Origin of the sequence: Methylobacterium endophyticum (assembly GCF_050591105.1) — a bacterium.
Lineage (GTDB): Bacteria > Pseudomonadota > Alphaproteobacteria > Rhizobiales > Beijerinckiaceae > Methylobacterium.
Map to the genome: position 1 here is coordinate 106,627 of NZ_JBNHES010000012.1, position 25,730 is coordinate 132,356.

The 25,730-nt window shown below is 71.3% G+C and carries 15 protein-coding genes and 1 pseudogene; 3 read left to right on the plus strand and 13 right to left on the minus strand.

The annotated features are described in order from the left end of the window. Positions 1 to 7 precede the first annotated feature (7 nt). The 11 genes and pseudogenes from nuoG to ACP56T_RS14545 all read right to left on the minus strand — a co-directional run bounded on the left by nuoG (position 8) and on the right by ACP56T_RS14545 (position 12,072). On the minus strand, positions 8 to 2,089 hold the full coding sequence (gene nuoG, locus ACP56T_RS14495) for an NADH-quinone oxidoreductase subunit NuoG (protein WP_430912838.1): 2,082 nt from the start codon (positions 2,087 to 2,089) through the stop codon (positions 8 to 10). A 49-nt stretch (positions 2,090 to 2,138) separates the two neighbouring features. Further along, entirely contained in the window at positions 2,139 to 3,440 is a 1,302-nt protein-coding gene (gene nuoF, locus ACP56T_RS14500; RefSeq protein WP_430912839.1) for an NADH-quinone oxidoreductase subunit NuoF, read from the minus strand. A 24-nt stretch (positions 3,441 to 3,464) separates the two neighbouring features. Next, positions 3,465 to 4,289 (minus strand): annotated as a pseudogene (nuoE, locus tag ACP56T_RS14505) (NADH-quinone oxidoreductase subunit NuoE); the annotation flags it as partial. Positions 4,290 to 4,305: 16 nt separating this feature from the next. After that, on the minus strand, positions 4,306 to 5,496 hold the full coding sequence (locus ACP56T_RS14510; RefSeq protein WP_430912840.1) for an NADH-quinone oxidoreductase subunit D: 1,191 nt from the start codon (positions 5,494 to 5,496) through the stop codon (positions 4,306 to 4,308). Positions 5,497 to 5,511: 15 nt separating this feature from the next. Continuing rightward, the gene (locus ACP56T_RS14515; protein ID WP_430912841.1) at positions 5,512 to 6,159 is read right to left on the minus strand and encodes an NADH-quinone oxidoreductase subunit C; all 648 of its coding nucleotides are present in this window, start codon (positions 6,157 to 6,159) and stop codon (positions 5,512 to 5,514) included. A gap of 9 nt (positions 6,160 to 6,168) precedes the next feature. Further along, positions 6,169 to 6,768 carry a NuoB/complex I 20 kDa subunit family protein gene (locus ACP56T_RS14520; protein ID WP_430912842.1) on the minus strand — a complete coding sequence of 200 codons (600 nt, stop codon included), beginning with the start codon at positions 6,766 to 6,768 and terminating at the stop codon, positions 6,169 to 6,171. Between the two features lie 48 nt (positions 6,769 to 6,816). After that, entirely contained in the window at positions 6,817 to 7,182 is a 366-nt protein-coding gene (locus ACP56T_RS14525) for an NADH-quinone oxidoreductase subunit A (protein ID WP_430912843.1), read from the minus strand. A gap of 222 nt (positions 7,183 to 7,404) precedes the next feature. Beyond that, positions 7,405 to 9,393: a glycosyltransferase family 2 protein gene (locus ACP56T_RS14530; RefSeq protein WP_430912844.1), complete on the minus strand. Its 1,989-nt coding sequence runs from the start codon at positions 9,391 to 9,393 to the stop codon at positions 7,405 to 7,407. After that, a complete protein-coding gene (locus ACP56T_RS14535) occupies positions 9,390 to 10,766 on the minus strand; it encodes a DUF6212 domain-containing protein (protein ID WP_430912845.1) in 1,377 nt (458 codons plus the stop codon). Before ACP56T_RS14535 ends, ACP56T_RS14530 begins: the two co-directional genes overlap by 4 nt. Positions 10,767 to 10,919: 153 nt before the next feature. Further along, positions 10,920 to 11,585: a ParA family protein gene (locus tag ACP56T_RS14540; protein ID WP_430912846.1), complete on the minus strand. Its 666-nt coding sequence runs from the start codon at positions 11,583 to 11,585 to the stop codon at positions 10,920 to 10,922. Positions 11,586 to 11,658: 73 nt separating this feature from the next. Then, entirely contained in the window at positions 11,659 to 12,072 is a 414-nt protein-coding gene (locus ACP56T_RS14545; RefSeq protein WP_430912847.1) for a hypothetical protein, read from the minus strand. Positions 12,073 to 12,491: 419 nt separating this feature from the next. On the opposite strand from ACP56T_RS14545, the gene ACP56T_RS14550 reads away from it, so the two are divergent. The 3 genes from ACP56T_RS14550 to ACP56T_RS14560 all read left to right on the plus strand — a co-directional run bounded on the left by ACP56T_RS14550 (position 12,492) and on the right by ACP56T_RS14560 (position 18,343). Next, positions 12,492 to 14,714, plus strand: a complete 2,223-nt coding sequence (locus tag ACP56T_RS14550; RefSeq protein ID WP_430912848.1) for a DUF4214 domain-containing protein — start codon at positions 12,492 to 12,494, stop codon at positions 14,712 to 14,714. A 155-nt stretch (positions 14,715 to 14,869) separates the two neighbouring features. After that, positions 14,870 to 15,964 (plus strand): NAD(P)/FAD-dependent oxidoreductase, encoded by a 1,095-nt coding sequence (locus tag ACP56T_RS14555; protein ID WP_430912849.1) that lies wholly within the window; start codon positions 14,870 to 14,872, stop codon positions 15,962 to 15,964. Between the two features lie 153 nt (positions 15,965 to 16,117). Continuing rightward, positions 16,118 to 18,343, plus strand: coding sequence for a cyclic nucleotide-binding domain-containing protein (locus tag ACP56T_RS14560; protein ID WP_430912850.1), 2,226 nt, complete (start codon positions 16,118 to 16,120; stop codon positions 18,341 to 18,343). Positions 18,344 to 18,563: 220 nt separating this feature from the next. On the opposite strand, the gene ACP56T_RS14565 is transcribed toward ACP56T_RS14560, so the two are convergent. Continuing rightward, positions 18,564 to 20,894 carry a CHASE2 domain-containing protein gene (locus ACP56T_RS14565; protein ID WP_430912851.1) on the minus strand — a complete coding sequence of 777 codons (2,331 nt, stop codon included), beginning with the start codon at positions 20,892 to 20,894 and terminating at the stop codon, positions 18,564 to 18,566. Between the two features lie 11 nt (positions 20,895 to 20,905). Next, positions 20,906 to 25,519 (minus strand): cadherin-like domain-containing protein, encoded by a 4,614-nt coding sequence (locus ACP56T_RS14570; RefSeq protein ID WP_430912852.1) that lies wholly within the window; start codon positions 25,517 to 25,519, stop codon positions 20,906 to 20,908. Positions 25,520 to 25,730: the final 211 nt, after the last annotated feature.

Genomic DNA, 25,730 nt, shown 5'->3' on the forward strand with positions numbered 1-25,730 from the left:
GGCGCCCTTATTCCGCCGCCTGGAGCCCGCGCGCGCGCGCCAGCCCCGAGCATTCGGCGAGCACCCGCGAGGCGCGGGCGATCGGGTTGGTGAGGTAGAAGTCGGCGAGCGGCGACCGGAAGGGATCCTTCGCCGGCGTGCCGCCGAGACCCGCCAGCGTCTCGGCGGTGGCCACGGCATCGCAGGCCGCCACCGCATCGAGCCCGGCCAGATGCGGATGCTCCGCGTAGAGCGCGCGGCGCAGGGCCCCGAGCGAATCGTAGGGCAGTGTCTTGCCCAGCACGTCGGAGAGCGCGCGCAGCACCGCCCAGTCCTCGCGGGCATCCCCCGGCGGGAAGCCGGAGCGGTTGGTCATCTGCACCCGGCCTTCGAGATTGACGTAGGTGGCGCTCTTCTCGGTATAGGCCGCCCCCGGCAGGATCACGTCGGCGCGGGACGCCCCGCGATCGCCATGCGTGCCCTGGTAGATCACGAAGGCGCCCGGCCCGACATCGACCTCGTCGGCGCCGAGATTGAACACCACGTCGAGGGCACCCGTCGCCGTCATGCCGGCGACGTCGAGACCGCCCTCCCCCGGCACGAAGCCGAGATCGAGCGCGCCCGCGCGCGCCGCCGCCGTCTGGAGCACGCCGAAGCCGTTCCACTCGGCCGTCACCGCGCCGATCTCCTTGGCGAGGGCGGCGGCGGCGGCGAGGATCGCCGCGCCGTCCGGCCGCGCCAGGGCGCCGGTCCCGACGATCACGAGCGGCCGGCTCGCGCCCTTCAGCACCTCGGCGAAGCTGTGCTTGCCGGCGGCGAGATCAGCGAGCGTCTCCGGGCCGGCGCCGAGATGGACATGGGGATAGGTGAGATCGGCCGGCTCGCCGATGAGCCCGACCGGCAGCACGCCCATGCGCCAACGCTTGCGGATGCGCACGTTGAGCAGCGCGGCCTCGATGCGCGGGTTCGTGCCGACGAGCAGGACCGCGTCGGCCTCCTCAATCCCGGCGATGGTGGTGCCGAGCGTATAGGCCGCCCGTCCCCAGGCGGGATCGAGCGCCTCACCGGCCTGCCGGCAGTCGAGATTCACGACGCCGAGCGAACCCATGAGCTGCTTGAGCGCAAACATCTCCTCGACGCCCGCGAGATCGCCGACCAGTGCCCCGATGCGCTTCGGGTCGGCTCCGGCGACCTTCGCCTTGATGGCGGCGAAGGCTTCGCCCCAGGAGGCGGGACGCAGGCGGCCGTTCTCGCGCAGGTAGGGCCGGTCCAGGCGCTGCATGCGCAGGCCGTCGACCACCTGACGGGTCTTGTCGGAGATCCACTCCTCGTTGATCGCCTCGTTGACGCGCGGGCCGATCTGCATGACCTCGCGGCCGCGCACGTCGACGCGGATGGCCGACCCGACAGCGTCCATCACGTCGATCGAATCGGTCTTGTTCAGCTCCCAGGGCCGAACCTCGTAGCTCTGTGGCTTCGGCACCAGGGCGCCCACGGGACAGAGATCGGCGACGTTGCCCTGGAGCTCCGAGCCCATGGCCTGCTCGAGATAGCTCGTGATCTCCATGTCCTCGCCGCGCCCGATGGCGCCGAGATCCGGCACGCCGGCGACCTCGGCGAGGAAGCGGACGCAGCGGGTGCAGTGGATGCAGCGGTTCATCGCCGTGCGCACCAGCGGGCCGATGTACTTCTCCTCGACGGCGCGCTTGTTCTCGGAATAGCGGGTCGAGTCGACGCCGTAGGCCATCGCCTGGTCTTGCAGGTCGCAATGGCCGCCCTGGTCGCAGATCGGGCAGTCGAGCGGATGGTTGATGAGCAGGAACTCCATCACCCCCTCGCGGGCCTTCTTGGTGAGGCCGGAGCGCGTCAACACCTCCGGCGGCTCGCCGTTGGGGCCGGGGCGGCAATCCTTCACCGCGTAGGCGCAGGAGGCCACGGGCTTCGGCGCGCCCTTGAGCTCGACGAGGCACATCCGGCAATTGCCGGCGATGGACAGCCGCTCGTGGAAGCAGAAGCGCGGAATCTCCGCCCCCGCGACCTCGCAGGCCTGGAGCAGCGTGTACTCGGCCGGAACATCGACCTCGATGCCGTCGACGAGGAGCTTTGTCATCGGGTCAACTCGGTGATGAAGGTCGTCACGGTCCGCAGCGGCATCGCGCTCACTCCGCCGCCATGCGCACGGGCTCGCCGTGCGGGTTGGCGCTGTAGCGGTCGATGCGCTTCTCGATCTCCGAGCGGTAGTGCCGGATCAGGCCCTGGATCGGCCATGCGGCGGCGTCGCCCAGCGCGCAGATCGTGTGCCCCTCGATCTGCTTCGTCACGTCGAGCAGCATGTCGATCTCGCGCTTCTGGGCGCGGCCTTCCGCCATGCGCTGCATGACGCGCCACATCCAGCCGGTGCCCTCGCGGCAGGGCGTGCACTGGCCGCAGCTCTCGTGCTTGTAGAAATACGAGATGCGCGCGATCGCCGAGACGATGTCCGTCGACTTGTCGAGCACGATCACCGCCGCCGTGCCGAGGCCGGAGCCGAGGCCGCGCAGGGTGTCGAAATCCATCTTGGCGTCGACGATCTGTTCGCCCGGCACCAGCGGCACCGAGGAGCCGCCGGGGATCGAGCAGAGCAGGTTGTCCCAGCCGCCGCGCATGCCGCCGCAATGCTTGTCGATCAGCTCGCGGAAGGTGATGCCCATCTCCTCCTCGACGTTGCAGGGCTTGTTGACGTGCCCCGAGACGCAGAAGAGCTTGGTGCCGGTGTTGTTCTTGCCCCCGAGTCCCGCGAACCAGGCCCCGCCCCGGCGCAGGATCGTGCCGGCCACCGCGATCGATTCGACGTTGTTGACCGTCGTCGGGCAGCCGTAGAGGCCCATGTTGGCGGGGAAGGGCGGCTTCAGCCGCGGCATGCCCTTCTTGCCCTCGAGGCTCTCGATGAGCGCCGTCTCCTCGCCGCAGATATAGGCGCCGGCGCCGTGGTGGACGTAGATGTCGAACGGGTAGTCGTGGACGTTCGACTGGCCGACGAGCCGGGCCTCGTAGGCCTCGTCCACCGCCGCCTGAAGGGCGTGCTTCTCGGCGACGTACTCGCCGCGCAGGTAGACGTAGCAGGCATGCGCGCCCATGGCGAAGCAGGCCAGCATGCAGCCCTCGATCAGGAGATGCGGATCGTGCCGCATGATCTCCCGGTCCTTGCAGGTGCCGGGCTCCGATTCGTCGGCGTTGACGACGAGGTAATGCGGCCGCCCGTCCGATTTCTTCGGCATGAACGACCACTTGAGCCCGGTCGGGAAGCCGGCGCCGCCGCGCCCGCGCAAGCCCGAGGCCTTCATCTCGTCGATGATCCAGTCGCGGCCCATCTCCAGCAGGAACTTGGTGCCGTCCCAGGCGCCGCGCTTCTTCGCGGCGTCGAGCCCCGGCGAATGCAGGCCGTAAAGGTTGGTGAAGATGCGGTCCTGATCGGAAAGCATGTCAGTCCCTCACTTCCCTGAGCCGGCGGCCGGCTCGGCCTTGATCGGAGCCTCTCCGGCGGCGGCACGCTGAGCCGGCGCATCGGAGGCCGGGCTCCCCTCGGCGCGGCCCGAATCGGGCTTGGCCGGCTTCGGCTCGGACGCCGCACGCTGCTCCGTGGAGGCCGCCTCGTCCTTGCCACCGTCCTGCCCGGCCGCCGTCTCGAAGCGCTTGCGCCAGGCGCCGACGCGGGAGCCGTCGAACAGGCTCTCGTCGGTGAGCGTGCTCACCGCGTCCTTCGGCTCGGACGAGGTGCGCCCGGTCTGCGAGCCGATCTTCACCGGGCGTCCGGCGGCGAGGTCGTCCATCAGCTTGCCGAGGCTCTCGGGCGTCAGGTCCTCGTAATAATCCTGGTTGATCTGCGCCATCGGCGCGTTGCAGCAGGCGCCGAGGCACTCGACCTCGAGCCAGGAGAAGTTGCCATCCGCCGAGACGTGGCCGGGCGGGCCGAGGCGCTCCTGGAGGTAGCCCTTCAACTCGCGCGCGCCGCAGGAATCGCAGGGCACCGTGCCGCAGAGCTGGATCCAGAACCGGCCCACCGGCTCCAGCGCGAACATCGTGTAGAAGGTCGCGACCTCGAGGACCCTGATATGCGGCATGCCGAGTTCGTCGGCGACCGCTTCGATCGCCTTCTGCGGCAGCCAGCCGCCGTTCTGCTCCTGCGCCTTCCACAGGAGCGGGATCACGGCGGAGGCCTGCCGGCCTTCCGGGTACTTTTCGATCTGCCCCTTGGCCCAGGCCGCGTTCTCCTCGCTGAACGCGAAGCTCGCGGGCTGCTCGGCGGCCGGGGCCAGTCTGCGGTTAGCCATCGGTGGTCAGCCTAAATCAACGGTCGACTTCGCCGAACACGATGTCGAGCGTGCCGAGCACGCAGGACACGTCGGCGAGCATGTGGCCACGGCACATCCAGTCCATGGCCTGGAGATGGGCGAAGCCCGGAGCGCGGATCTTGCAGCGATACGGCTTGTTGGTGCCGTCCGAGACCAGATAGACGCCGAACTCGCCCTTGGGCGCCTCGACCGCCGCGTAGACCTCGCCGGCCGGAACGTGGAAGCCCTCGGTGTAGAGCTTGAAGTGGTGGATGAGCGCCTCCATCGAGCGCTTCATCTCGCGGCGCGGCGGCGGCGCGACCTTGCCGTCGAGGGTCGCGATGGGCCCCTGGCCGGCAGGCTCGCGCAGCTTCACGCAGCACTGCTTCATGATACGCGCCGATTCGCGCATCTCCTCCATGCGGATGACCTGGCGATCGTAGGTGTCGCCGTTCTTCCCCACGGGGACGTCGAACTCCATCTCCTCGTAGCATTCGTAGGGCTGCGACTTGCGCAGGTCCCACGGGATGCCCGAGCCGCGCACCATCACGCCGGAAAAACCCCAGGCCATCGCCTCGTCCACGCTGACGATGCCGATATCGACGTTGCGCTGCTTGAAGATGCGGTTCGACATCACGAGGTCGTCGAGATCGTCGACCACCTGGAGGAAGGGATCGATGAAAGCCTCGATGTCGTCGATGAGCGCCGGCGGCAGGTCCTGGTGGACGCCGCCGGGGCGGAAGTAGTTGGCGTGGAGCCGGGCGCCGGACGCGCGCTCGTAGAAGATCATCAGCTTCTCGCGCTCCTCGAAGCCCCACAGGGGCGGCGTCAGCGCGCCGACATCCATCGCCTGCGTGGTGACGTTGAGGAGGTGGGAGAGGATGCGACCGATCTCGCAGAACAGCACCCGGATGAGCTGGGCCCGGCGCGGCACCGCGATGCCCATCAGCTTCTCGATGCCGAGGCAGAAGGCGTGCTCCTGGTTCATCGGCGAGACGTAGTCGAGCCGGTCGAAATAGGGCGTCGCCTGAACGTAGGTCTTGTGCTCGATCAGCTTCTCGGTGCCGCGATGGAGCAGGCCGATATGCGGATCGACCCGCTCGACGATCTCGCCGTCGAGTTCCAGCACGAGGCGCAGCACGCCGTGCGCCGCCGGATGCTGGGGGCCGAAATTGATCGCGAAATTGCGGATGTTGTGCTCGGTCATGGTGAGCCCTCCGCCTCAGGCCGACTTCTTCTCATCCCCCGGCAGCACGTAATCCGTGCCTTCCCAGGGGGAGAGGAAATCGAAGTTCCGGAACTCCTGCTGGAGCTTCACCGGCTCGTAGACCACGCGCGCCTCGTCCTGATCGTAGCGGACCTCGACGAAGCCGGTGAGCGGGAAATCCTTGCGCAGCGGATGCCCCTCGAATCCGTAATCGGTCAGCAGCCGCCGCAGGTCGGGATGGCCCGAGAACAGGATGCCGTAGAGGTCGTAGGTCTCGCGCTCGAACCAGTTGGCGGACGGAAACACCTCGATCACGGAAGGGACCGGCGTCGCCTCGTCGGTGCGCACCTTCACCCGGATGCGAGCGTTATGGCGCAGCGAGAGCAGGTGGTAGACCACGTCGAAGCGCTTCTCGCGCTGCGGGTAGTCGGCGCCGCAGATGTCGATGAAGCAGCGGAAGGCGCAGGCCGGATCGTCGCGCAGATAGGTCAGCGCGTAGACGATGTCCGAGCCCTGCACCACGACGGTCAGCTCGCCGAAGGCGACCGTGCGCTCGACCACCGCCGGCCCCAGGGCGCCGGCGATTTTGTCGGAGAGAGCCCGCAAGGCATCGTCGCCGGAGGCGGGCTGCGTGTGGGGAAGGATGCTGATGCCGTTGCTCATGCCGGGACCTCAGCGCTCGATGGTGCCGAGGCGGCGGATCTTCTTCTGAAGAAGAAGCACGCCGTAGAGCAGCGCCTCGGCAGTCGGCGGGCAGCCCGGCACGTAGATGTCGACGGGCACCACCCGGTCGCAGCCGCGCACCACCGAATACGAATAGTGGTAATAGCCGCCGCCGTTGGCGCAGGAGCCCATGGAGATCACGTAGCGCGGCTCCGGCATCTGGTCGTAGACCTTGCGCAGCGCCGGGGCCATCTTGTTGGTGAGCGTGCCGGCGACGATCATCACGTCCGACTGGCGCGGCGAGCCGCGCGGGGCGAAGCCGAAGCGCTCGCAATCGTAGCGCGGCATCGACATCTGCATCATCTCGACGGCGCAGCAGGCGAGCCCGAAGGTCATCCACATCAGCGAGCCGGTGCGGGCCCAGTTGATGAGCTCGTCGGCCGACGTGACGAGGAAGCCGCGATCGGCCAGTTCGCTGTTGATGGACAGGAAGGTCGGATCGTCCGCGCCGATTGGCCGGCCCGTGTTCGGGTCGATGATTCCCTTGGGCTGCGGCGCCACGGCCGGTGCGCGGGAGGGGATGTCGGTGAAGGCCGAGTTGGTGGCCATGGCTGCCTCGATGTCGCGGACGGGCGATTTACGGGTGTCGAATCGGGCTCAGTCCCATTCGAGGGCGCCCTTGCGCCACTCGTAGACGAAGCCCACGGTCAACACGCCGAGGAAGACCATCATCGACCAGAAGCCGAACCAGCCGAGGTCCCCGAAGGTGATCGCCCAGGGAAACAGGAAGGCGACCTCCAGATCGAAGATGATGAACAGGATCGCCACCAGGTAGAAACGCACGTCGAACTTCATGCGCGCGTCGTCGAAGGCGTTGAAGCCGCACTCGTAGGCCGACAGCTTCTCGGGATCGGGGGCGCTGTAGGCCACCAGGAACGGCGCCACCAGCAGGGCCACCGCGATGAACAGCGACACGCCGATGAAGACGATGAGGGGCAGGTAGTCCGCCAGCAGGCCGGTCATCCGATACCTCGCGCCTTCGAACCTCAGGGACCGTCGCGCACGTCCCGCGTCGGGGAGGCACTGGAATTCCTCCAATGCCAGTGTGCGCTCGGGCGGAGGCTTAGACGAGCGCCCCGAGTGGCACAAGGGCGTTGCGCGACGCACAAATCGCCCGTCGCGACAGAGATGGGCCACCGTTGCATGAAGTCGACCAGGACACGTCGGCGCGGATGGCCGCGGACCTCAGGCGAGCAGCGCCGCGACGCCCCCCGGATCGTCCGCCAGCACGGCGATCTTGGAGTCCGGGAAGCCCTCCGCCGAAAGCCGCTCTCCCTCGGCCCGCGTCGGCGCGAGCACGGCGTCGATGGCATGCTCGAAGGCGAGCACGATCCGATGGCCGGGCTGGCCGGGCGCCAGGGGCACGAGGGTCCGCGTCCCCTGCGCGCGCAAGCCCGCCAGCAGCGGGAACAGCCGGGGCGCGGCGCAGACGAGGAGATCGTGGCCCGCCAACGCCCCGCGAACCCCGCTCCATGCCTCGTCCTCGGCGGAGGGCAGCTCGAAGCCCTGTCCGAAATAGCGGAAGGGCGACGGCTGCGGCTCGGGAATGTCCACGAGATCGATGCCGGCTGCCGCGCGGAACGGCTCCAGGGCGTCCGGTCCGGCCTCCCCTCCGACGAGCGCGAGGTGGAAGGGCAGGCCGCGCCCGGCGCAGAACGCGGCGAACGGCGCCGCCTGCGCCAAGGCGGCGGCGTCGGCCGCCAGGCAGAGCGAGCGCCCTCCCGCCGGCCGCGCGACATTGGACAGAGGACCGCCCCGGACCTCCCGGCGCAGGTAGGCGACGAGACCGGCGGCGTCCGGCAGCGTCACCGTCTGCCAGTGCCAGCGCTCCGGCCGCTCCCAGTCGCGGGTCTCCTCGCGGCAGAGATCGAGCGCTTCGGAGAGCGCGAGCCCGGCGCTCCCCGTCGGCGGCGGCAGCGCCGTCCAGGCAGAAGGAACGGTGAGGCCGATCCGGGACGGTTCGGAGAGGAAGGCGTCGGCGGGCTGCGGAGCGGCGACGGCCTCGGCGAAAGCCTGGGTGGAGACCAGGACGAGCCCGGCCTCCCCCTCCCCCGCAGCACCGGCCGAGAGGACGGCGCCGCCGGCCAGGACGAGGCCGGCACGGCCCCCGTGAGCATCGCAGGCCGCCTCCAGGCGCCGGAGCGCGCCCTGCGCCAGCCCGGCGGAGCGCAAGGCCGCGAAGGCGGCCGGGTCGGCGAAGAGCAGGTAGGGCGGCAGCAGGGTCCGCTCGGGCTCGCAGAGCGTCCGCCAGAGGAGGCCGGCGAAATCGTCGCGGGGCAGCGTGGAGGCGGGCCCGGCGGGATCGGTGAAACACGTGATCCGGCGCGCCTCCGGCATGGCGTAGCGGGGGTGGTGCGCCTGCTCGACGGCGCGCAGCGCGGGCGCCGCGTAGAGCGAGCGATGGCGGCGGCGCAGGGCGTCGAGCAGGAGCGGGCGCTGGCGAGCGGACCCGCGCACCATGCTCTCCGGCCGGTAGCGGTAGTCGAGCCCCATGGCCGGCACGCAGACACCGCGGAACCCGGCGGCCGCGACCTGGATCCAGAACTCCCAGTCCTCGTAGCCGTCGCGCATGGTCTCGTCGTAGCGCAGGCCGGCCTCGAAGACGCGCCGGTGGATCAGCGAGCTCGCCTCGATGAAGTTGCCCTGGGCCAGGACGTGCAGGTCCGAGACGGGCACGTCGACATGGCCCGACCAGGTGATGCCGAACTTGCTGAGCTGCGGATAGGCGAAGCTCAGGGCCGGATCGGCCGCCAGCGCCGCGAGGCCGGCGGCCAGGGTGTGCGGGGTCATCCGGTTGTCGGCGTCGAGCATGTAGAGCGCGCCGCAGGCGGGCCATTCGGCGAGCACATGCGCGATGCCGAGGTTGCGCGCCCCGCTGAGCCCCCGGTTGGCGGTGCGCAGATAGCGGATGCGCGGATCGGCCAGCGCGAAGGACAGGCCGAGCTCGCCCGTCTCGGGCGACGGGCAGCCGTCGTCGACGATGACGAGGCGCCAGTCGATCCCCTCCGGCTGGTCCAGCACGGAGGCCACCGATTCGCTCAGGAAATGCGGCTGGCCGTGCGCCGGGATCACCACCGCCACCGCCGGCCCGGCGGGGACGGCGGGGACGGCGGGCGCGGGCCCGGCCTTCGCCCCGCGCTGGGTCCGGGCCTTGGGCGGGGCGGGGGCGCTCACGTATAGATCCGCAGGTCCCGGAAGACGACCCAGGCGCCTTCTGCGGCGCCGTCGACCGCCTCGGCGGAGAGGAGGATGTCGCGGGCCTCCCGCAGGGGCTCGGGGAACAGCAGCGACACCTCCTCGACACCGCCGCTGCTCACCGGAACGCGCTGGAGCGCGGGCTCGGCCGCTCCCGCGTCGACGCCGAGGACGCCCACCGCCGCGCTCGGCGTGTCCGCATGGACGCCGACGCTCGCCATCAGGCCGCGCGCCCCGGCGGGACAGGCCGCCCGGATGCGCCCGCCCGCTCCGGGCCGGCACAGGATCGCGGCGACGTCGGCCACGAACAGCAGGTTCGGGCCGCCGGTCCCCGGATCCGTTTCGGCCACCCGCGCGAGGTCCTCCGCCGGCAGAGCCTGGAGCGCGTAAGGCACGGGCTTCGCCTTCCGCGCCGCGACGGGCATCAGCGTGTCGGCGGAATGGGGGGGCGTCGTTCCCGGCACGGCCGCGTAGAGGCGGAAGGCCAGCGAATGGGGCGCGATGGGCAGGCCGGTGCGCGCATCCCCGAGCTGCGCGGCCGGCAGCGGCTGATGGGCGCCGAGGGCGAGATTGGCGCAAGGGGACTTCTCGGAGGCCGGCTCGACCACGAGGCAGAGGGTACGCAGCAGGCCGGCATGGGCGACGGGCAGCCCGAGCCGGACCCAGCCGTCCTGAGCCGGCGTCGGCACGCGCCATTCCGCCAGCACCTCGCCGTCCTCCAGCAGTGTCAGCCGGGCGACGAAGGAGCCGCGCCGCTTGCCGCCCGTGCAGGCGAGGTCGATGGCCGCGAAGCCCGTGCCGGCCACCGGCAGCACCTGCCGCAGGGGCGCGCCGTGCACGAGCTCGATCTGCGTCTCGAAATCCGGCGTCGCGGTGGAGAAGACGCGTTTGAGCTGGGCGAGTCCGGTCTCGCCGACGAAGCGGTCGAGGCCGGCCCGGACGGCACCGAGCATCTCGACCTCGGCGCGCAGCCGCGCCACCCGCCGCGCCTGCCGCAGCGCCGATCCGGCAAGCGCGGCGTTGGCCGCGGCGAGATTCTCGAGGAGCGTGCGCTCCACGAAGGCGGGGGGCGACTTCCTGTCGAGGAGGACGACGTCCGGCACCGGCGCGGCGGCCTGCGCGGCGATCCAGGCGCGCGCCTCGCGCATCAGCGGCAGGGTCTTGGGCGTGGCGAAGAGCGCGAGGCAGGGCAGCGGTGCGAGGCCGGTCGCGCGCGGCTCGCCGTCCCCCTCGCGCAGCAGGTGCAGGCCGGCGGCGTCGAGCGCGACCACCTCGGACACGCGGAACGCCTGCGGAACGGATTGCCGGGCGGTCGGCTCGACTCCCGCGACGAGAACGTGGAAGCCCTGCATGATCCCCGACTTGACGCCCCCGCCGCCGATCGGCCGGCCGGACCGGAACCCTGCCCGGTCGCCGGAGCCTAATCAACGCGGCCGTGCCTGCAATTCACAGTCGCCGGGAAAACCGAGAGCAGGAACGAGCGCAGGAGGACCGAGCCGCGTCCGTCACGCCGGACCGGGCGGCGGCGGTGTCTCCTGGAGCACGTCCATGATCCGGCGCCAGAGCGCGAGGCATTCCTTGTTGGTCGCTCCGCCCCAGTCGGACTCGCTCGGCACCCGCCCGTCGGCGAGGTCGTAGCTGATCGCCCGGCGGTCGGTGATCTGGCCCTCCCAGAGCACGTCGTCGAAATCGGCGAGGTCGTGGCGCAGACGGCGCAGGTCGGACGCCTCGATGCCGAGGCGCCTGGCCGGCACCTCCGTGGGGACGATGAGGAACGGCTTGCCCGTGACCTCCACCGCTTCGACCGTGGTGCCCACCGCCCAGCGGTCGGCCACGTCGCATTTCGTCGGGATGACGACGATGTCCGCCGCGAGGACGGCCGCGTCGGTGACGGGCGCCGCGCCCGCCGGCGTGTCGATGATGCAGAAATCCGCCTGCTCGGCCCGCGCCCGCGCGACGGCGCGTTCGAGCTCGGCGGCGTCCTCGACGGCGACGACCTGCGGCGGCGCGCCGTTGCGCTGAGAGGCCCAGACATGGGCGGTGTACTGGCCGACATCGCAGTCGATCAGCACGGCGCGCAGGTTCGCATGCGCGAACATCGCGGAGAGCAGGATGCTGAGCGTGCTCTTGCCGGCCCCTCCCTTCCGGGAGGCCATGGTCACGACATACATGCCGGCCGGCTCCCGACAGGAGGAGCCCCGCGAGAGGGCCGGCGAAGGGTCGCGGACATGATCGCGCCGTTCCCTAGCGCGGCTGCGCCGAGGCGCGGCGGGCCTCGATACGGTGATCGAGGGAGCGCATCGCGTTGTCGGCGATGGCGACGTCGACGGAACTCAAGCCTTCGCAGGCGGTGGCCGCCCTGGCGCGGTCATCGGCGCGGTCTCCGCCGCTCCTGACGACGATCCGCCACCAGGCGCAGGAGATGATCTGCGACTGCGGCAGCGGCGGGCAGCCATCCGCGTAGCAGGCCGCGAGCTTCCGCTGGCTCGTGATCTCGCCGGAGATGGCGTTCGCGGTGAGCGCGGAGGCGTCGTCCTCCTCCTGCCGGGCCTGGAGGGCGTGGTGCACGATGTAGACGAAGCCCGCGAGCGAGAGCAGCGCCGCCAAGACGGCCAGAGTATTGATGAGGACGTCCGTGATCTTCCGTCCGGCTGTCATGTCTCGGGCACCGTCGCTCCACTGACTTCGGCCGTCGTCGCCGCCGCGCCTGCCCGCGACGGCAAGCACGGCCCTTCGAGGCTGTCAACGGCACCGGCCTCCCGCGCCGGGGAACGGACCTGTCCGGCAAGGCCGCCATCGCCTCCCGGACCCCGCATCGCGGCCGGCCGGAGCGCGCGATCCGGTAACATCCGATTCAGCGAAAACGACCGGTAAATGCAACGATCGGCTAACTTAACAAAACCACAAGCTAATTTCGAGGATTAACAAAGCATATCCTCAGAAATACTTAGAGTTAATTGCCTCGTAAATTTTGCTTTTGTTGTCCATTGCCAGGGTTGCTGTTCTTTAACTACACAAATCAACTCAAACAATAGGGTCTGGATCCATTCTGCTCCTACGAATTCTGGAGCAGACCGATGGCCGCCGACTGGAACACCATCTCCACCCTGATCGCCGCTCGCAGCAGCAGCGTCGCCACCGCCAGCCTGTGGAACCTCCAGCACGGCACCGCCGCGGCCCCCGGCCTCAACGTCACCAGCGCCTGGCAGGAAGCCACCGGCCAGGGCGTCAACGTGGCGGTGTTCGACGACGGCGACATGCACGCCACCGCCGTGTCCGGCATCATCGCCGCGCGCCCCTCGTCGCAGGCGCCGATCGGCGTCGCCTACAACGCGAACCTCTCCGCCTACACGGTCGTCGGCCAGACCATGGCCCAGATCACCGCGACCATGGCCCAGGCCGTGAACTACGACGTGACCAACAACTCCTGGGGCTGGAACTACGCGTTCTACGCCAACCGGCTGTCCTCGACCTTCTCGGGCTTCTTCAACGACATCGTCTACGCCGCCGACCACGGTCGCGGCGGCCTCGGCACCGTGCAGGTGGTCGCCGGCGGCAACTCCCGCGTCTCGGGCGGCGACACCAACCTGTCGAACCTCTCGAACGACCGCCCCGTCATCGCCGTCGGCGCCGTGACCTCCGAGGGCGGGGTCTCGTACTACTCGAACCCCGGCGCCTCGCTGCTGGTCTCGGCTCCCTCGAACGGCGGCACGCTCGGCATCACCACCACCGACCTGCCCGGCACGGCCGGCTACTCGGCGACGAACGTCACCAACACCTTCGGCGGCACCTCGGCGGCGGCCCCCCAGGTCTCCGGCGTCGTCGCCCTGATGCTCGAGGCGAACCCCCATCTCGGCTGGCGCGACGTGCGCACCATCCTGGCGATGACGGCCGAGCAGCCGAGCGGCATCACCACCACGACCAACGGCGCCGAGAACTGGAACGGCGGCGGCATGCGCTTCTCCAACGACACCGGCTTCGGCGTCGTCGACGCCCATGCGGCGGTGCGCCTCGCCGAGACCTGGACGGCCCAGAGCACCTCGGCCAACGAGCTCAACCTGAGCGTCACCGCCACGCAGACCCAGGTCCTGCGCGCCAACACCGCAATCACCTACCGCTTCAACGTGACCAGCGCGATCGACCTCGAGAACGCCGAGATCACCCTCGCCGGCAATCACGGCCGCACCAGCGACCTCGTGGTGCAGCTGATCTCGCCCGAGGGCACCGTGAGCACGCTGCTCAACCATGTCGGCGGCAGCGTCGCCTTCACCACCTTCACCCTGGAATCGAACGCCTTCCTCGGCGAATCCGGCGCCGGCACCTGGACCCTGCGGGTCAGCGAAGGCACGGGCGCCGTCGCCGGCACCTTCACCGGCGCGACCCTGTCGCTGCACGGCTCCGATCCGGCCGCCAACGACGAGACCTACGTTTATACCGACGCCTTCGGCAGCCTCGGCGACGGCAGCCGCGGCGTCCTCCAGAGCACCTCGGGCCACGGCGTCATCAACGCCTCGGCGACGACGGGCGACGCGCTCATCGACCTGCATGCCGGGGCCACCTCGGTGATCGCCGGGCGCGGCCTCTACCTTTCCAGCGACTCGAACGTGAACACCGCCATCGCCGGCGACGGCAACGTCAAGCTCGTCGCCAACGACCACGGCAACGTGCTCATCGGCGGCCATGGCAACGACATCTTCGTCGGCGGCGCCGGCAACGACACCTTCTTCAGCGGCACCGGCCACCACAACGTCATGGACGGCGGCGCCGGCACCGACACCGTGGTCGAGAGCGGCCTCCTCAGCGCCTGGAGCGTGGCCCGCGAGTCGAGCGGCGCCTGGCTCCTGACCAACACCGCCACCGGCCAGACGGACGAGATGATCAACGTCGAGCGCGTGCACTTCGCCGACCAGACCATCCTGCTCAATCTCGACGGCAACACGGGCGATGCCTTCCGCCTCTACGGCGCGGCCTTCGACCGGGCGCCCGACGCCACCGGCCTCGACTTCTGGGTGGCCCATCTCGGCCAGGGCTATTCGCTTCACGACGTGGCGACCGACTTCATCAACTCGCCGGAATTCGCCGCCCGCTACGGCACCAACGTCGACAACCACGCCTTCGTGGAGAGCCTGTACAACAACGCCCTGCATCGCGGCTCCGACGCCGTGGGCCTGGCCTGCTGGACCAGCCTCCTCGACCAGCACCTGCTCGACCGCGCCGAAGTGCTGCTCCAGTTCAGCGAGAGCCCCGAGAACCTCTCGAACCACATGTCCGCCACGCAGCACGGCGCGCTGCTCGCCTGAGACGACACGACACCGCCCGCCGCGCGCGGGCGAGCCGGGCCGCTTCCGTTGACACGGGAGCGGCCCGCGGCGTTTGCTGACGACCGCCGAAAGATCCACGACGGACCCGCCGTGCCCCCTGCCGCGACACCGCCGCGCGCTCATCCGGTCGCCGCGTGACCGTCCTCGTCGTCGGGGCGGGCGTGGTCGGCCTCGCCACGGCGCGGGCCCTCGCGCTCGGGGGACGCGAGGTCGTCGTCGCGGAGGCCGCAGAGGCCGTCGGGACCGGCGTGTCCTCGCGCAATTCCGAGGTGATCCATGCCGGGCTCTACTATCCGGCGGGCTCCCTGCGGGCCCGGCACTGCGTGGCCGGCCGGCGGCTCCTCTACGCCTATTGCGAGGCCCACGGCGTGCCCCATGCCCGCCCCGGCAAGCTCGTGGTGGCGACCTCGGCGGACGAGCTCGCCACCATCGAGGCGCTGCACGCGCGCGGGACCGACAACGGCGTCGAGGGCCTGGAACTCGTCGGCGCGGGTGCCGCCATGGCGATGGAGCCCGCCCTCGCCTGCGCCGGGGCGCTCCTCTCCCGCGAGACCGGCATCGTCGACAGTCACGCCCTGATGCAGGCGCTCCTCGGCGACCTCGAAGCGGCCGGCGGCGCCGTCGCCCTCGGCACGCCGGTCGAGGGGGTGACGCGGGACGGGACCGGCTGGACCGCGCATTTCGGCGGGCGCGAGCCGGGCGCCCTGCCCTGCGAGGCCCTGGTCAATTGCGCCGGGCTCGGCGCGCAGGCGCTCGCGGCGCGGATCGAGGGCTATCCGGCGGACCGGGTGCCGCGCCGCGTCCTCGCCAAGGGCAGCTATTTCGGCTTCGCCGGCAGGCCGGCCTTCACCCGGCTGATCTATCCGGCCCCCGTCGAGGGAGGGCTCGGCACCCATCTCACCCTCGATCTCGCCGGTCGGATGCGGTTCGGCCCCGATGTCGAGTGGATCGAGGACGAGGATTACACGGTCAATCCCGCCCGCGCCCGGCGCTTCGAGGAGGCGGTCCGGCGCTACTGGCCCGGCCTGCCGCAAGGGTCGCTGGTGCCGGACTATGCCGGCATCCGGCCCAAGCTCAGCGGACCGGGCGAGCCGGCCGCCGACTTCCTCATCGACGGCCCGGCCGAGCACGGCCTGCCGGGGCTGGTGCAGCTCTTCGGCATCGAGAGTCCGGGCCTGACGTCGAGCCTGTCGCTGGCCGAGGACGTGGCCCGGCGCCTCGAAGGTTGACGGCCGGACACGCCGGAGGTTTTTCCGAGATTGTGACCGGGGCCGCTCTGGCGCGCGGCCCGGCGGATGCTAAGCCCTCTCCCGGGCATCGAATTCCCCCGCCGCCGCGCCCCGGCGCGCCGTTTTCAGAGACCGGGCGGAGAACCACCTCGGATGGAGTCCCGTTACAGCTCCGCGCTCGGGCAGGCCCCGCCGTCGCGCCGGGTCCGGCGCGGTCTCGACGGCCTGCCGAGGACGGCGGCGGCGGCGCTTGTCACCTCGATCGTGCTCGTCACCGACCTGATGGCCTATGTCCAGCTCGTCTTCGCCGGGCCCCTGGCCGGGGCGATCGCAGACGGGCTCTCGGCCATGCTGATGGCCTATGTGGCGGGCAGCCTCCTCCTGTCGGCGATCCGCCGGGGCGTGCCGATCACCCTGTCCTTCATCGGCGCGGCCGCCATCGTGCAGGCCGCCATCGCGGCCTCGGTCGCCGCGCATCTGGCCGCGACCGGCGTCACCGACGCGCGCGCCATCGGGCATGCGGCGATCCTCGTCTGCGGCATCGCGACCGGCGTCACCGGCATCGCGTTCCTCGCGCTCGGCTTCTGCCGGATGTCGCTGCTGGCGCAGCTCCTGCCCTATCCGGTGCTGACGGGCTATCTCGGCGGCATCGGCCTGCTGTTCATCTCCGGCGGCCTCCATGTCGGCGCCGGTCTCGACGGCGCCGTCCGCTCCCTCGGCGAGGGGGTGAGGCCCGCGAGCGTCGAGCAGGCGCTGGCGACAGTGACCATCGGCGTCGGCGCCTTCTATCTGCCGCGCCGGATCCGGCACTGGAGCGTCTACCCGGCGCTGATCCTCGGCAGCGCGCTCGCCGTGCATGCGGCGCGGCTGGCGCTGGGCATCGACATCCCCACGGCCCAGGCCGAGGGCTGGCTCATCGGCCCGCTGCCGCACGGGTCGCTGCTGCGCATGCCGCAGATCCTCGACGGGACCGGGCTCGACGCGGGGAGCCTGCTCCCCCTGGCGCCGAAGCTCGCGACTCTCGTGCTCGTCGCGGTGATCGTGCAGGTCCTCTACGTGCTCAGCATCGAGCTCGACCTGAAGCGCGACCTGCATGTCGACCGCATCTTCGTCGCGACGGGCGCGGCCAACCTGCTCGGGGGGCTCGCCGGCGGCCTGACCCTGGGCGTCGGACGCACCTCGACCCTGACGCTCCATTCCAACGGCGGCGGCAACCGGCTCGGCTACGCCCTGGTGGTGGCCGGGCAGGCGGCGCTCCTCCTCGGCGGCGCCGGACTGCTCGAGCTGATGCCGCGCCCCATCGGCGGCGGCACCCTGGTCGCCATCGGCCTCGGGCTGGTCGGCCGGCTCGTCGGCGAATGCCGCACGCTGCCGCGCTGGGAGGCCGGGACCGCCCTCGTCGTCTGCTTCGGCGCCGCCATCCTCGGGACGGTGGACGGGTTCCTGATCGGCCTCGCCCTGGCGATCCTGATCTTCGCGCTCCAGTACGGGCGCATCCCGGCGGTGCGGGTGGTGCTCGACGGGGCCGAGCGCCCGAGCAGCGTGATCCGCTCGCCCGAGGCCGCGCGGCTGCTGATGGCGGCCGGTCGCCGGACGCTGGTTTTCAAGCTCCAGGGCTACCTGTTCTTCCTCAACGCCCAGACCGTCCGGCGGCGGATCAAGGCGGCGGCCACCGCCGCCCCGGACCTGCGCACGGTGGTCCTCGATTTCGAGGAATGCGTCGCCCTCGACAGCTCGGCCCTCGTCGCCTTCCGCGCCATCGCCCAGATCGCCGACGAGCACCGCTTCGACCTGCTCCTCGTGCATGTGCCGGCGAGCGTGCGTGGGCAGATCGCGGCGACGGCGCCGAGGGCCCGCGCCGTCGACACCCTCGACCACGCGCTCCAGCGGGCGGAGGCCGCCCTCCTCGCGGAAGCGGGCGGGCATGCCGGGGAGAGCGAGGAGACCCTCGCCCGCCAGATCGGCCGCGCCCTCGGCTGCACGATCCCCGAGAGCGAGCTCGGCCCCTACCTCACGCCGATGAGCCTCGACCCCGGCGCGCGCCTGATCCGCCAGGGCGACGAGGCGGAGGCGATGTATTTCGTCGAGGCCGGCACGGTCTCCATCGAGCTCGAACGGCCGGGCCGGCCGAACCTGCGCCTGCGCACCACCACCGCCGGCACGCTGATCGGCGAGATCGCCCTGGTGCGCGGGGGCGCCCGCACCGCCTCGGCGCTCGCCGAGAGCCCCTGCCGCGTGGTGGCCCTCGACCGGGCGGCGCTCGCACGGATGGAGCACGAGCGGCCCGACCTCGCCTCGCGGGTGCAGCGCTTCCTGATCCTCCAGCTCGCCGGCAAGCTCGCCGACACCAACCGGCTGCTCGACGCGGTGATGCGGTAGGGGCCGTGCAGGAGAGACGGATCCCGGTTCCGGCGCCCTTCTCTCCCTCTCTCCTTTGCGGGAGAGGGTGGCCCGCGAAGCGGGTCGGGAGAGGGGAGCGACGGTGCCGGAGAGCGCGCTCCCCTCTCCCGACCCTCGCTCACGCGAGGCCCACCCTCCCCCGCAGAGCGGGGGAGGGAGACGCGCGCGGCCGAACGCATCGACCGAAAACCAGAAGCGGCTACTTCGTCAGCGCGACATAGACCCCCGTCCAGTCCTCCGGCGGCGGCTCGGCCTCGAAGGCGGCGATGCGGGCGGCGTAGAGGTCGTAGAGGCCCGACAGCCCCGCCGCCGCCTCGCAGGCCCGGCAGGCCGCGATCCCCGCGCGCGCGCCGGCCCAGTCGCGGCCGCGATAGGCCGCGAGCATGGCGGCATGCCCGGCGGCCAGGGCCGCGAAGGCGTCGGAGGCGCGCAGGTCCGCGTCGCCCAGCAGCGTCGAGACGGTCTCGGCCTGGGTCTTCCCCTTCACCTGGATCAGGTCGATCTCGAGGACGGCGAAACGATCGGCCACGGCGCGGGCCGTCGCCGCGCCGAGGATGATCTTCACGCCGTAGAATTTCGACTGGCCTTCGAGGCGCGAGGCGAGGTTCACGGTGTCGCCGAGCACGGAATAGTCGAAGCGCAGGTCCGAGCCCATGTTGCCGACGACGCAGCGCCCGGTGTTGACGCCGATGCCGATATCGATGGGCAGCACCGGGAAGCCGCCCGATTCCGCCTCCGTCTTGCGCAGGGCGTTGAGCGCGCTCATGCGCGCGATCATCTCGAGCGCCGCCGCGCAGGCATTGGCCTCCTGGTCGGGGTCGTCCAGCGGCGCGTTCCAGAACGCCATGATGGCGTCGCCCATGTACTTGTCGATGGTGCCGCGCTTTCCGATGATCGCGTTGGTGAGCGGCGTCAGGAAGCGGTTCATCAGGGCGGTGAGCCCGGCGGGATCGGTCTTGTAGAACTCCGAGATCGCCGTGAAGCCGCGCACGTCGCTGAACATGATGGTCAGCCAGCGCTCCTCGCCGCCGAGGCGCAGCTTCTCCGGGTGCGAGGCGAGCTGCTCGACCAGCGCCGGCGACAGGTACTGCCCGAAGGCGGAGCGGATGCGTTGCCGCCCCATCTGCTCGCGCGTGTAGTTCGTGAAGACCAGCACCGTGTAGACGCTGAAGCTCGCCATCAGCGGAAAGGTCGGGTCGATCAGGATGCCGAGCTGGGTGAAGCGCGACCAGGCGATGGCCGCGATGAAGCTCGCCACCACGGCGCCGAGCACCATGAGCCAGGCCGCCCCGAGCACGGGCGCGAACACGACGATGCCCAGCGCGACGCCGACGGTGAGCAGCAGCTCCACCACGGTCGAATAGCTCGGGTAGGAGAGCGTCGCCTTGGTGAGCACGCTCTCCAGCACCTGCGCATGCACCTCCACGCCGGGGATGGTGCGGTCGACGGGCGTGGTCTTGTTGTCGAGAAGCCCGATGGCCGAGGTGCCGACGAGGACGATGCGCTGGGCCACCTTCGCCGGATCGAGGCTGCCGTCGAGCACGGACTTGGCCGAGACGAAGCGGGCCGGATCGTGGTGGTTGAAGTGCAGCCAGACGGAGGCGGCGGCGTCGGTGGGGATCTCGAAGCCCGGCAGCGCCACGGCGCCGACGCCGGCCGCGTCGGCGCGCACCAGCACCGCGCCGCCCCCCGTGAGCACGCGCAGGACCTCGAGGCTCAGCGCCGGGACCATGCGGTCTTCCGCCATCATCACCAGCGGCACCCGGCGCACGATGCCGTCGCGCTCGGGCACGATGGTGAAGAGCCCTCGGCCCGCCGCCGCCCGCTCCAGCTCGGGCACGTTGCGCAGCAGGCCGGGAAAGCGGGAGAGGAAGGCCGAGGGGTCGGGGCCGAGCGTGGCGAACCCCGTCTGCGGCAGGGCGGATTCGTTGTCCGTCGCCTGCTCCAGGGCGGTCTGGCCGAGCACGACGCGGGAGGCGGCGACGGCCTGGGCGAAGGCCGCGTCGTTGCTCGGGAGCTTTCCCAGCGCCTCCCGCGTCGCCGGGTCGAGATCGGGGAGCGAGGCGGCCACCAGCCCCGGAGAGAGCCGGTCCGGCTCGGGGAAGACCGCGTCGAAGGCGATGGCCGCCGCCCCCGCCTCCGTCAGCCGGCGCACCAGATCGGCGACGCGGGTGCGCGCCCAGGGCCACTGCCCGAAGGCGCGGATGCTGTCCTCGTCGATGTCGACGATGGTCACGGGCCGCAGGGTCGTCGGGCGGGGATGGAGCGACTGGAAGGCGTCGAAGGTGCGCAGCCGCAGGGTCTCCACCGGCGCCGGATCCCACAGGCGGACCGGAACCAGGGCGGCGAGGAGCGCGAGCGCCAGCCAGCGGTCGAGGCCGATGCGGGGCCGCCGCCATCCCCGGCCGGGGTGGGGTGGGCCGTCCTGCGGAGCGCGCACCCGGAAGAACCTGAGCCACCGCGCGGGCCCGCCCGTAGCGGCGGCGGCGGCCTCGTCGCCGTCGCGGCGCTGGAGAACGGCCGGCGGCATGGCGCGCCCGCTCAGACGACGTGGATGTCGCGCAGGTGCAGGTCGCTCACCTGGACGTTGCGCAGGGTCAGCACGGTATGCTCGTTCTCCGAGTCCCAGGCGATCTGCACGTCCGCGCCCGCCTGGACCGCATGGCCGAGCGCCGCCTCGGCCGTGGCGAAGAGGGTATGGTCGAACTGGAGCACGTCGGCGCCCGGCGTGAAGTCGGTGATCGTCGGCGCGTTGGTCGCGGCGTGGGTCAGGCCGTCGTTCCCGTGCGGGATGAAGACGAAGGTGTCGCTGCCGGTGCCCCCGGTCAGGATGTCGTCGCCGCCGAGCCCGATGACGATGTCGTCGCCACCCTTCCCGTCGATGACGTCGGCGCCGGCGGTGCCGATGATGAGGTCGTTGGCGCCCGAGCGGTTGTTCAGGGTGGTGTAGAAGGTGCGCGTCACGCTCTGGCCGGGGGCGAGGTCGCCGAAATCCATGTCCATGGCGATGCCGATATCGGAATGGGTCCCGTTCGGGTCCGCCGGACTGTCGTAGACGCCGGGCAGGTAGGCGTCGTGGTTGAAGAACTGGTCGCTCGACGCGCGCGCCCCGCCGTCGAAGGAGACGAGGTTCACCGAGGTGCCGGAATGCGTGCCGAGCGCCTGCACGATGGCCGCCCCGCCCCCGCCGGTGGGGTTGGCCAGCACGTCGTTGTCGGTGGCGTAGTCGCCGTAGAAGACCGCGTCCTGGTCGGGGTCGAAGCTGCGCATGTAGCGCGCGTCGTGCAGGGTATCCGTGGCCGAGGTGTTGGTGAGCGTCACCGTGGTGGAGAAGTAGCTCGCGTTGGGGTCGAGATCGATGACCTGGGTCATCTGCAACCCGTTCACCGCGGTGAGCCCGACGGTCGTGGCCTGGAGATGCGAGCCCGACGAGGTGTCGAGGGTCTTGGCGGCGAACTGGGTGAGGCCGGTCCGCTCCGAATTGGCGAAGCTCTGGCCGTCATGGCCGAGGACGATCGCGTCCTCGGGGGTGCCGGGCAGCGTCACGTCGTTCGAGGTCGGCGTGGTGCCCGAGCCCCAGCCGTTGGTGTCGATCACGAAGGAGATCTGCGACGAGCCCTGCGGGTGGAAGCCGCTCGGCGCATCGGCGGCGGAGCCGAGCGAGCCGCTGCCGGATACGCCGATCTCCATATAGGCGCCCTGGAGGAAGACGTCGGTTCCCACCGCCTTGTGGGCCGAATAGCCGACCACGATGTCCACAGTCGCCTGCGCGGTCAGCCCGGACGGGTCGGTGGCGAGATAGGTGAAGCGGTCCGGCCCGGCGAAGCCCTCGACCGGCGTATAGGTGATCGTGCCGTCGTCGTTGAGGGTGACGCTGCCATGCTCGGCCGTCCCGACCGAGGCGACGGACACCGCGTCGCCGTCGGGATCGGTGTCGTTGGCGAGCACCGCCAGCGTCACGGAGGAGCCGGCCGAGACGAAGGCGTTGTCGTCATGCGGGGTCGGCGCGTCGTTGACCGGCACCACGGCGACCTCGCGCGAGACGATCCCGCTCTGCGCCCCGGCATCGTCCGTCACCGAGAAGGCGAGCGTGCGCGTGTCGCCGGAGGGCGCCTCGCTGGTGTTGGCGTAGGTCACGGAGGTCAGCGCCGCGATATAGGCGGCGAGCGTCGCGGCCCCCGTCAGCGTCAGGACGCCGGTCTGCGCGTCGTAGCTCCCGGAGATGCCGCTCGCGTTGGCGAGGGAGACCGCGAGCACGTCCTGCCCGGCGTGGAAGCCGGCGGCGATGCGCACGCTCGCGCCGGAGAGCAGGGTGCTGTCGATGTCCCGGACGCTCAGGTCCGTCGCCACCGCGAGCGCGGGGTCGTCCTCGGTATAGGTCTGCCCGCCGGAGCCCAGCGTCACCACCGGCGCGTCGTTCACGGGAGCGAGGGTGAACCCCGCGGACCGGGCGACGCTGCCGCCATGGCCGTCCGAGACGGAGTAGCCGAGCGTCACGGGACCGTTGGCGTTCGGAGACGGGTCGTAGCGGTAGTTCCCCCCGCCGAGATCGGTGAGCGTCCCGCCGCCGCTCGTCACATGCAGCCCCGTGACCGACAGGGCGTCCCCGTCCACATCGCTCGCGCCCGAGAGAAGCTGTGCCGCCGTGATCGTGAGCGGCGTGTCCTCCGTCCCGTCCGGCAGCGCCGCCGGACCGGTGACGGTGGGTGGGTGGTTTCCCGGCGCCTGCGTGAAGCGCGCGGTCTGGTCGACGCTGCCGCCGTGGCCGTCCGAGACGGCATAGCCCAGCACGACCGGGCCGGCGGCGTCCCTGGCGGACAGGTAGCGGTAGGTTCCGTCCCCGTTGTCGGTGAGCGTGCCGCCGCCGCTGACGACATGCAGGCCCGTCACGGCCAGCGCGTCCCCGTCGACATCCGCGGCCCCGGCGAGAAGCTGGGCGAGGGTGATCCCGCGCGGCATGCCGGCGACGCCGTCCGACAGCGCGACGGGGCCCGATACGGTCGGCGCGTCGTTGACCGGCGTCAGCGTGAAATGCGCGCTCTGGGCGACGCTGCCGCCATAGCCGTCCGATACGGTGTAGCCGAGCGTCACCGGACCGTTGGCGTTCGGCGACGGGTCGTAGCGGTAGCTGCCGCTGCCGAGGTCGGTGAGCGTCCCGCCGCCGCTCGTCACATGCAGGCCCGAGACCGACAGCGTGTCGCCGTCCGCGTCGGTGGCACCCGCGAGAAGCTGCGCCGCCGTGACGATCCGGCTCGTATCCTCGGCACTGTCGGCGAGCGTCACGGGCGCCGAGGCCGTGGGGGCGGCGTTCGCGAAGGGCACCGTGAGCTGCGCCGTCTGCGCGACCGTCCCGCCCTGGCCGTCGGACACCGTATAGGCGAGCACCACGGGGTCGGAGGAGCCGTGCGCGGAGGCGGGGGCGTAGCGGTAGCGTCCGTCGCCGAGCTCGGCGAGGGTGCCCTGCCCCTGCGCGATGTGCAGGCCGGAGACGCTCAAGGCGTCGCCGTCCACGTCCGAGGCGTTGGCGAGGAGTTCCGCCGTGGTGATGACGCGCGCCGCCGGGCCGCCCGCCGTCGCCAGATGGACAGGCGCGGAGACCACGGGCGCGTCGTTGACGCCGACCACGTCGATGGTGAGCGTCGCGCTGGCGGTGGCGCCGCCCTGCCCCTGCGCCCGGAAGCTGAACACGTCGGCCCCGTGCTGGCCGGCGGCCAGGGCGGCGGCATGGTCCGCGAGATAGATGTAGGTCCCGTCCGCGTGCAGCAGCAGGATGCCGTAGCGCCCTTGCAGCATCACGGCATCGCCCGTGAGCGGCACCTCGGCCGTGGTCGCATCGGTGCCGGCATGGGCGGCGACCACGCGGGTGGTCGGCAGGGCCGCAGCGCCGAGCAGCCCCTGGCCGACGCTCGTCGCGATCAGGGCCGCGTCCTGCCTCACGGTCCCGCTCCGCGCGTCGAGCGCGAGGGGCGGCACCGGATCCTGGCCGGACGGCGGCGGCACACCGCCGGAGGGATCGGGCGGGCTCTCGCCACGGTTCGAACCGCCCGACCCGCCGGTGCCGCCTTGCGGCTGGGTCGGGCCTGTCGGCGCGGTCGGGGTGGTGGGCAGCACCGGCGTCTGGATGTCCGGCTGCGGCAGGATCAGGTTCGGGGCGGTGCCCGACCCCGATCCCCCGCCGGTCGACGGCCCCTGGAAGACCGGCAGGCGCGGTGCCTCGGCGATGGTGCGGAAGAGCTGCTGGACGATGCCGAGCTCCGTCTGCACGTCGACGGGGGGCTTCGGGAGCTGCTCGAAAGTGACCTGATAGGGGCCGTCCGGGCGCACGATGGCGATCATGCCGGGATCGGACACCGTGAACAGGAGCTTGGTCGGGTCCTTGCGGTCGTAGACGTCGAAGCGGCCGGTATGGCCGTCCGGCTCGGTCATCACCGAGAAGGTCGTGGTGCCGTTGTCGGCCTCGATGGTGACGTGCACGGCGGTGCCGCGGATGCCCATCGTCGCGACCGGGGTGCCGACCTTCATGTCGCCGGTCTTGGCGACCTGCCCGGCGACGAAGGTGATCGAGCCCTGGACGAGGTTGAACAGCGCGGAGTTGCCCGTGCCCGACGCCTGGTAGACGAGGTCGCTCAGGAGCATCCGCGCGTCGGCGGAGAGGTTGAACAGCGTCCCGTCGAGGAAGGAGATCGCCAGCGACGACCCGGCCCCCGTCTGCACGGCGTCGCCCTTGTAGACGAGATCGCCCACATGCAGCGCCACGGCGACGCCGTTGCGCATGACGGTCGCGGAGCCGGTGAGCTTCTGCACCCGGCCGATGGCGGCCGTCGCGTCCGTGGTCGGAGCGGCGCCGGCCTGGGCAGTGACATCCCCCGTCGCCGCGCGGACAAGGCCCGCGACCACGGACTCGTCGAGGGAGGCTCCGTTCGGCGCGACCAGCCGGGGACGGTGCTCCAGGGCGAAATAGTCGTGGACGACGAGCCGGTGCCCGTCCCCGCTGATCACGAGATCCGTGCCGGAGCGCGCGTAATCGCCCCGGAACAGGAGCGCGGCGTCGTCCACATGGATTGTGCCGCCGGGAGCGGCCGCGACCTCGCGCAGGGTCTCCAGCCCGAAGGCCGGCCCCGAGGCGCGAATCGCGATGTCGCCGACCGTATTCACGAAACCCGTACCGCCGTCGTTCCGGCGCCCCGCAGCGCCCCGTCCTCATCCGCGCGAAACGCCCGTCGGACGATCCGCGCCTGCTGGCTCTTCCACGCCGCGCGAGCGGCGATGTCCCGTGTTCGCCGAAGCCTCCGGCCGCGCCCCGCCCCGGCCGTGCGTCCGTCGCCTTCCGTTAAGACCGTCGTCCCTTCGGCCTTATTCCCGAGCC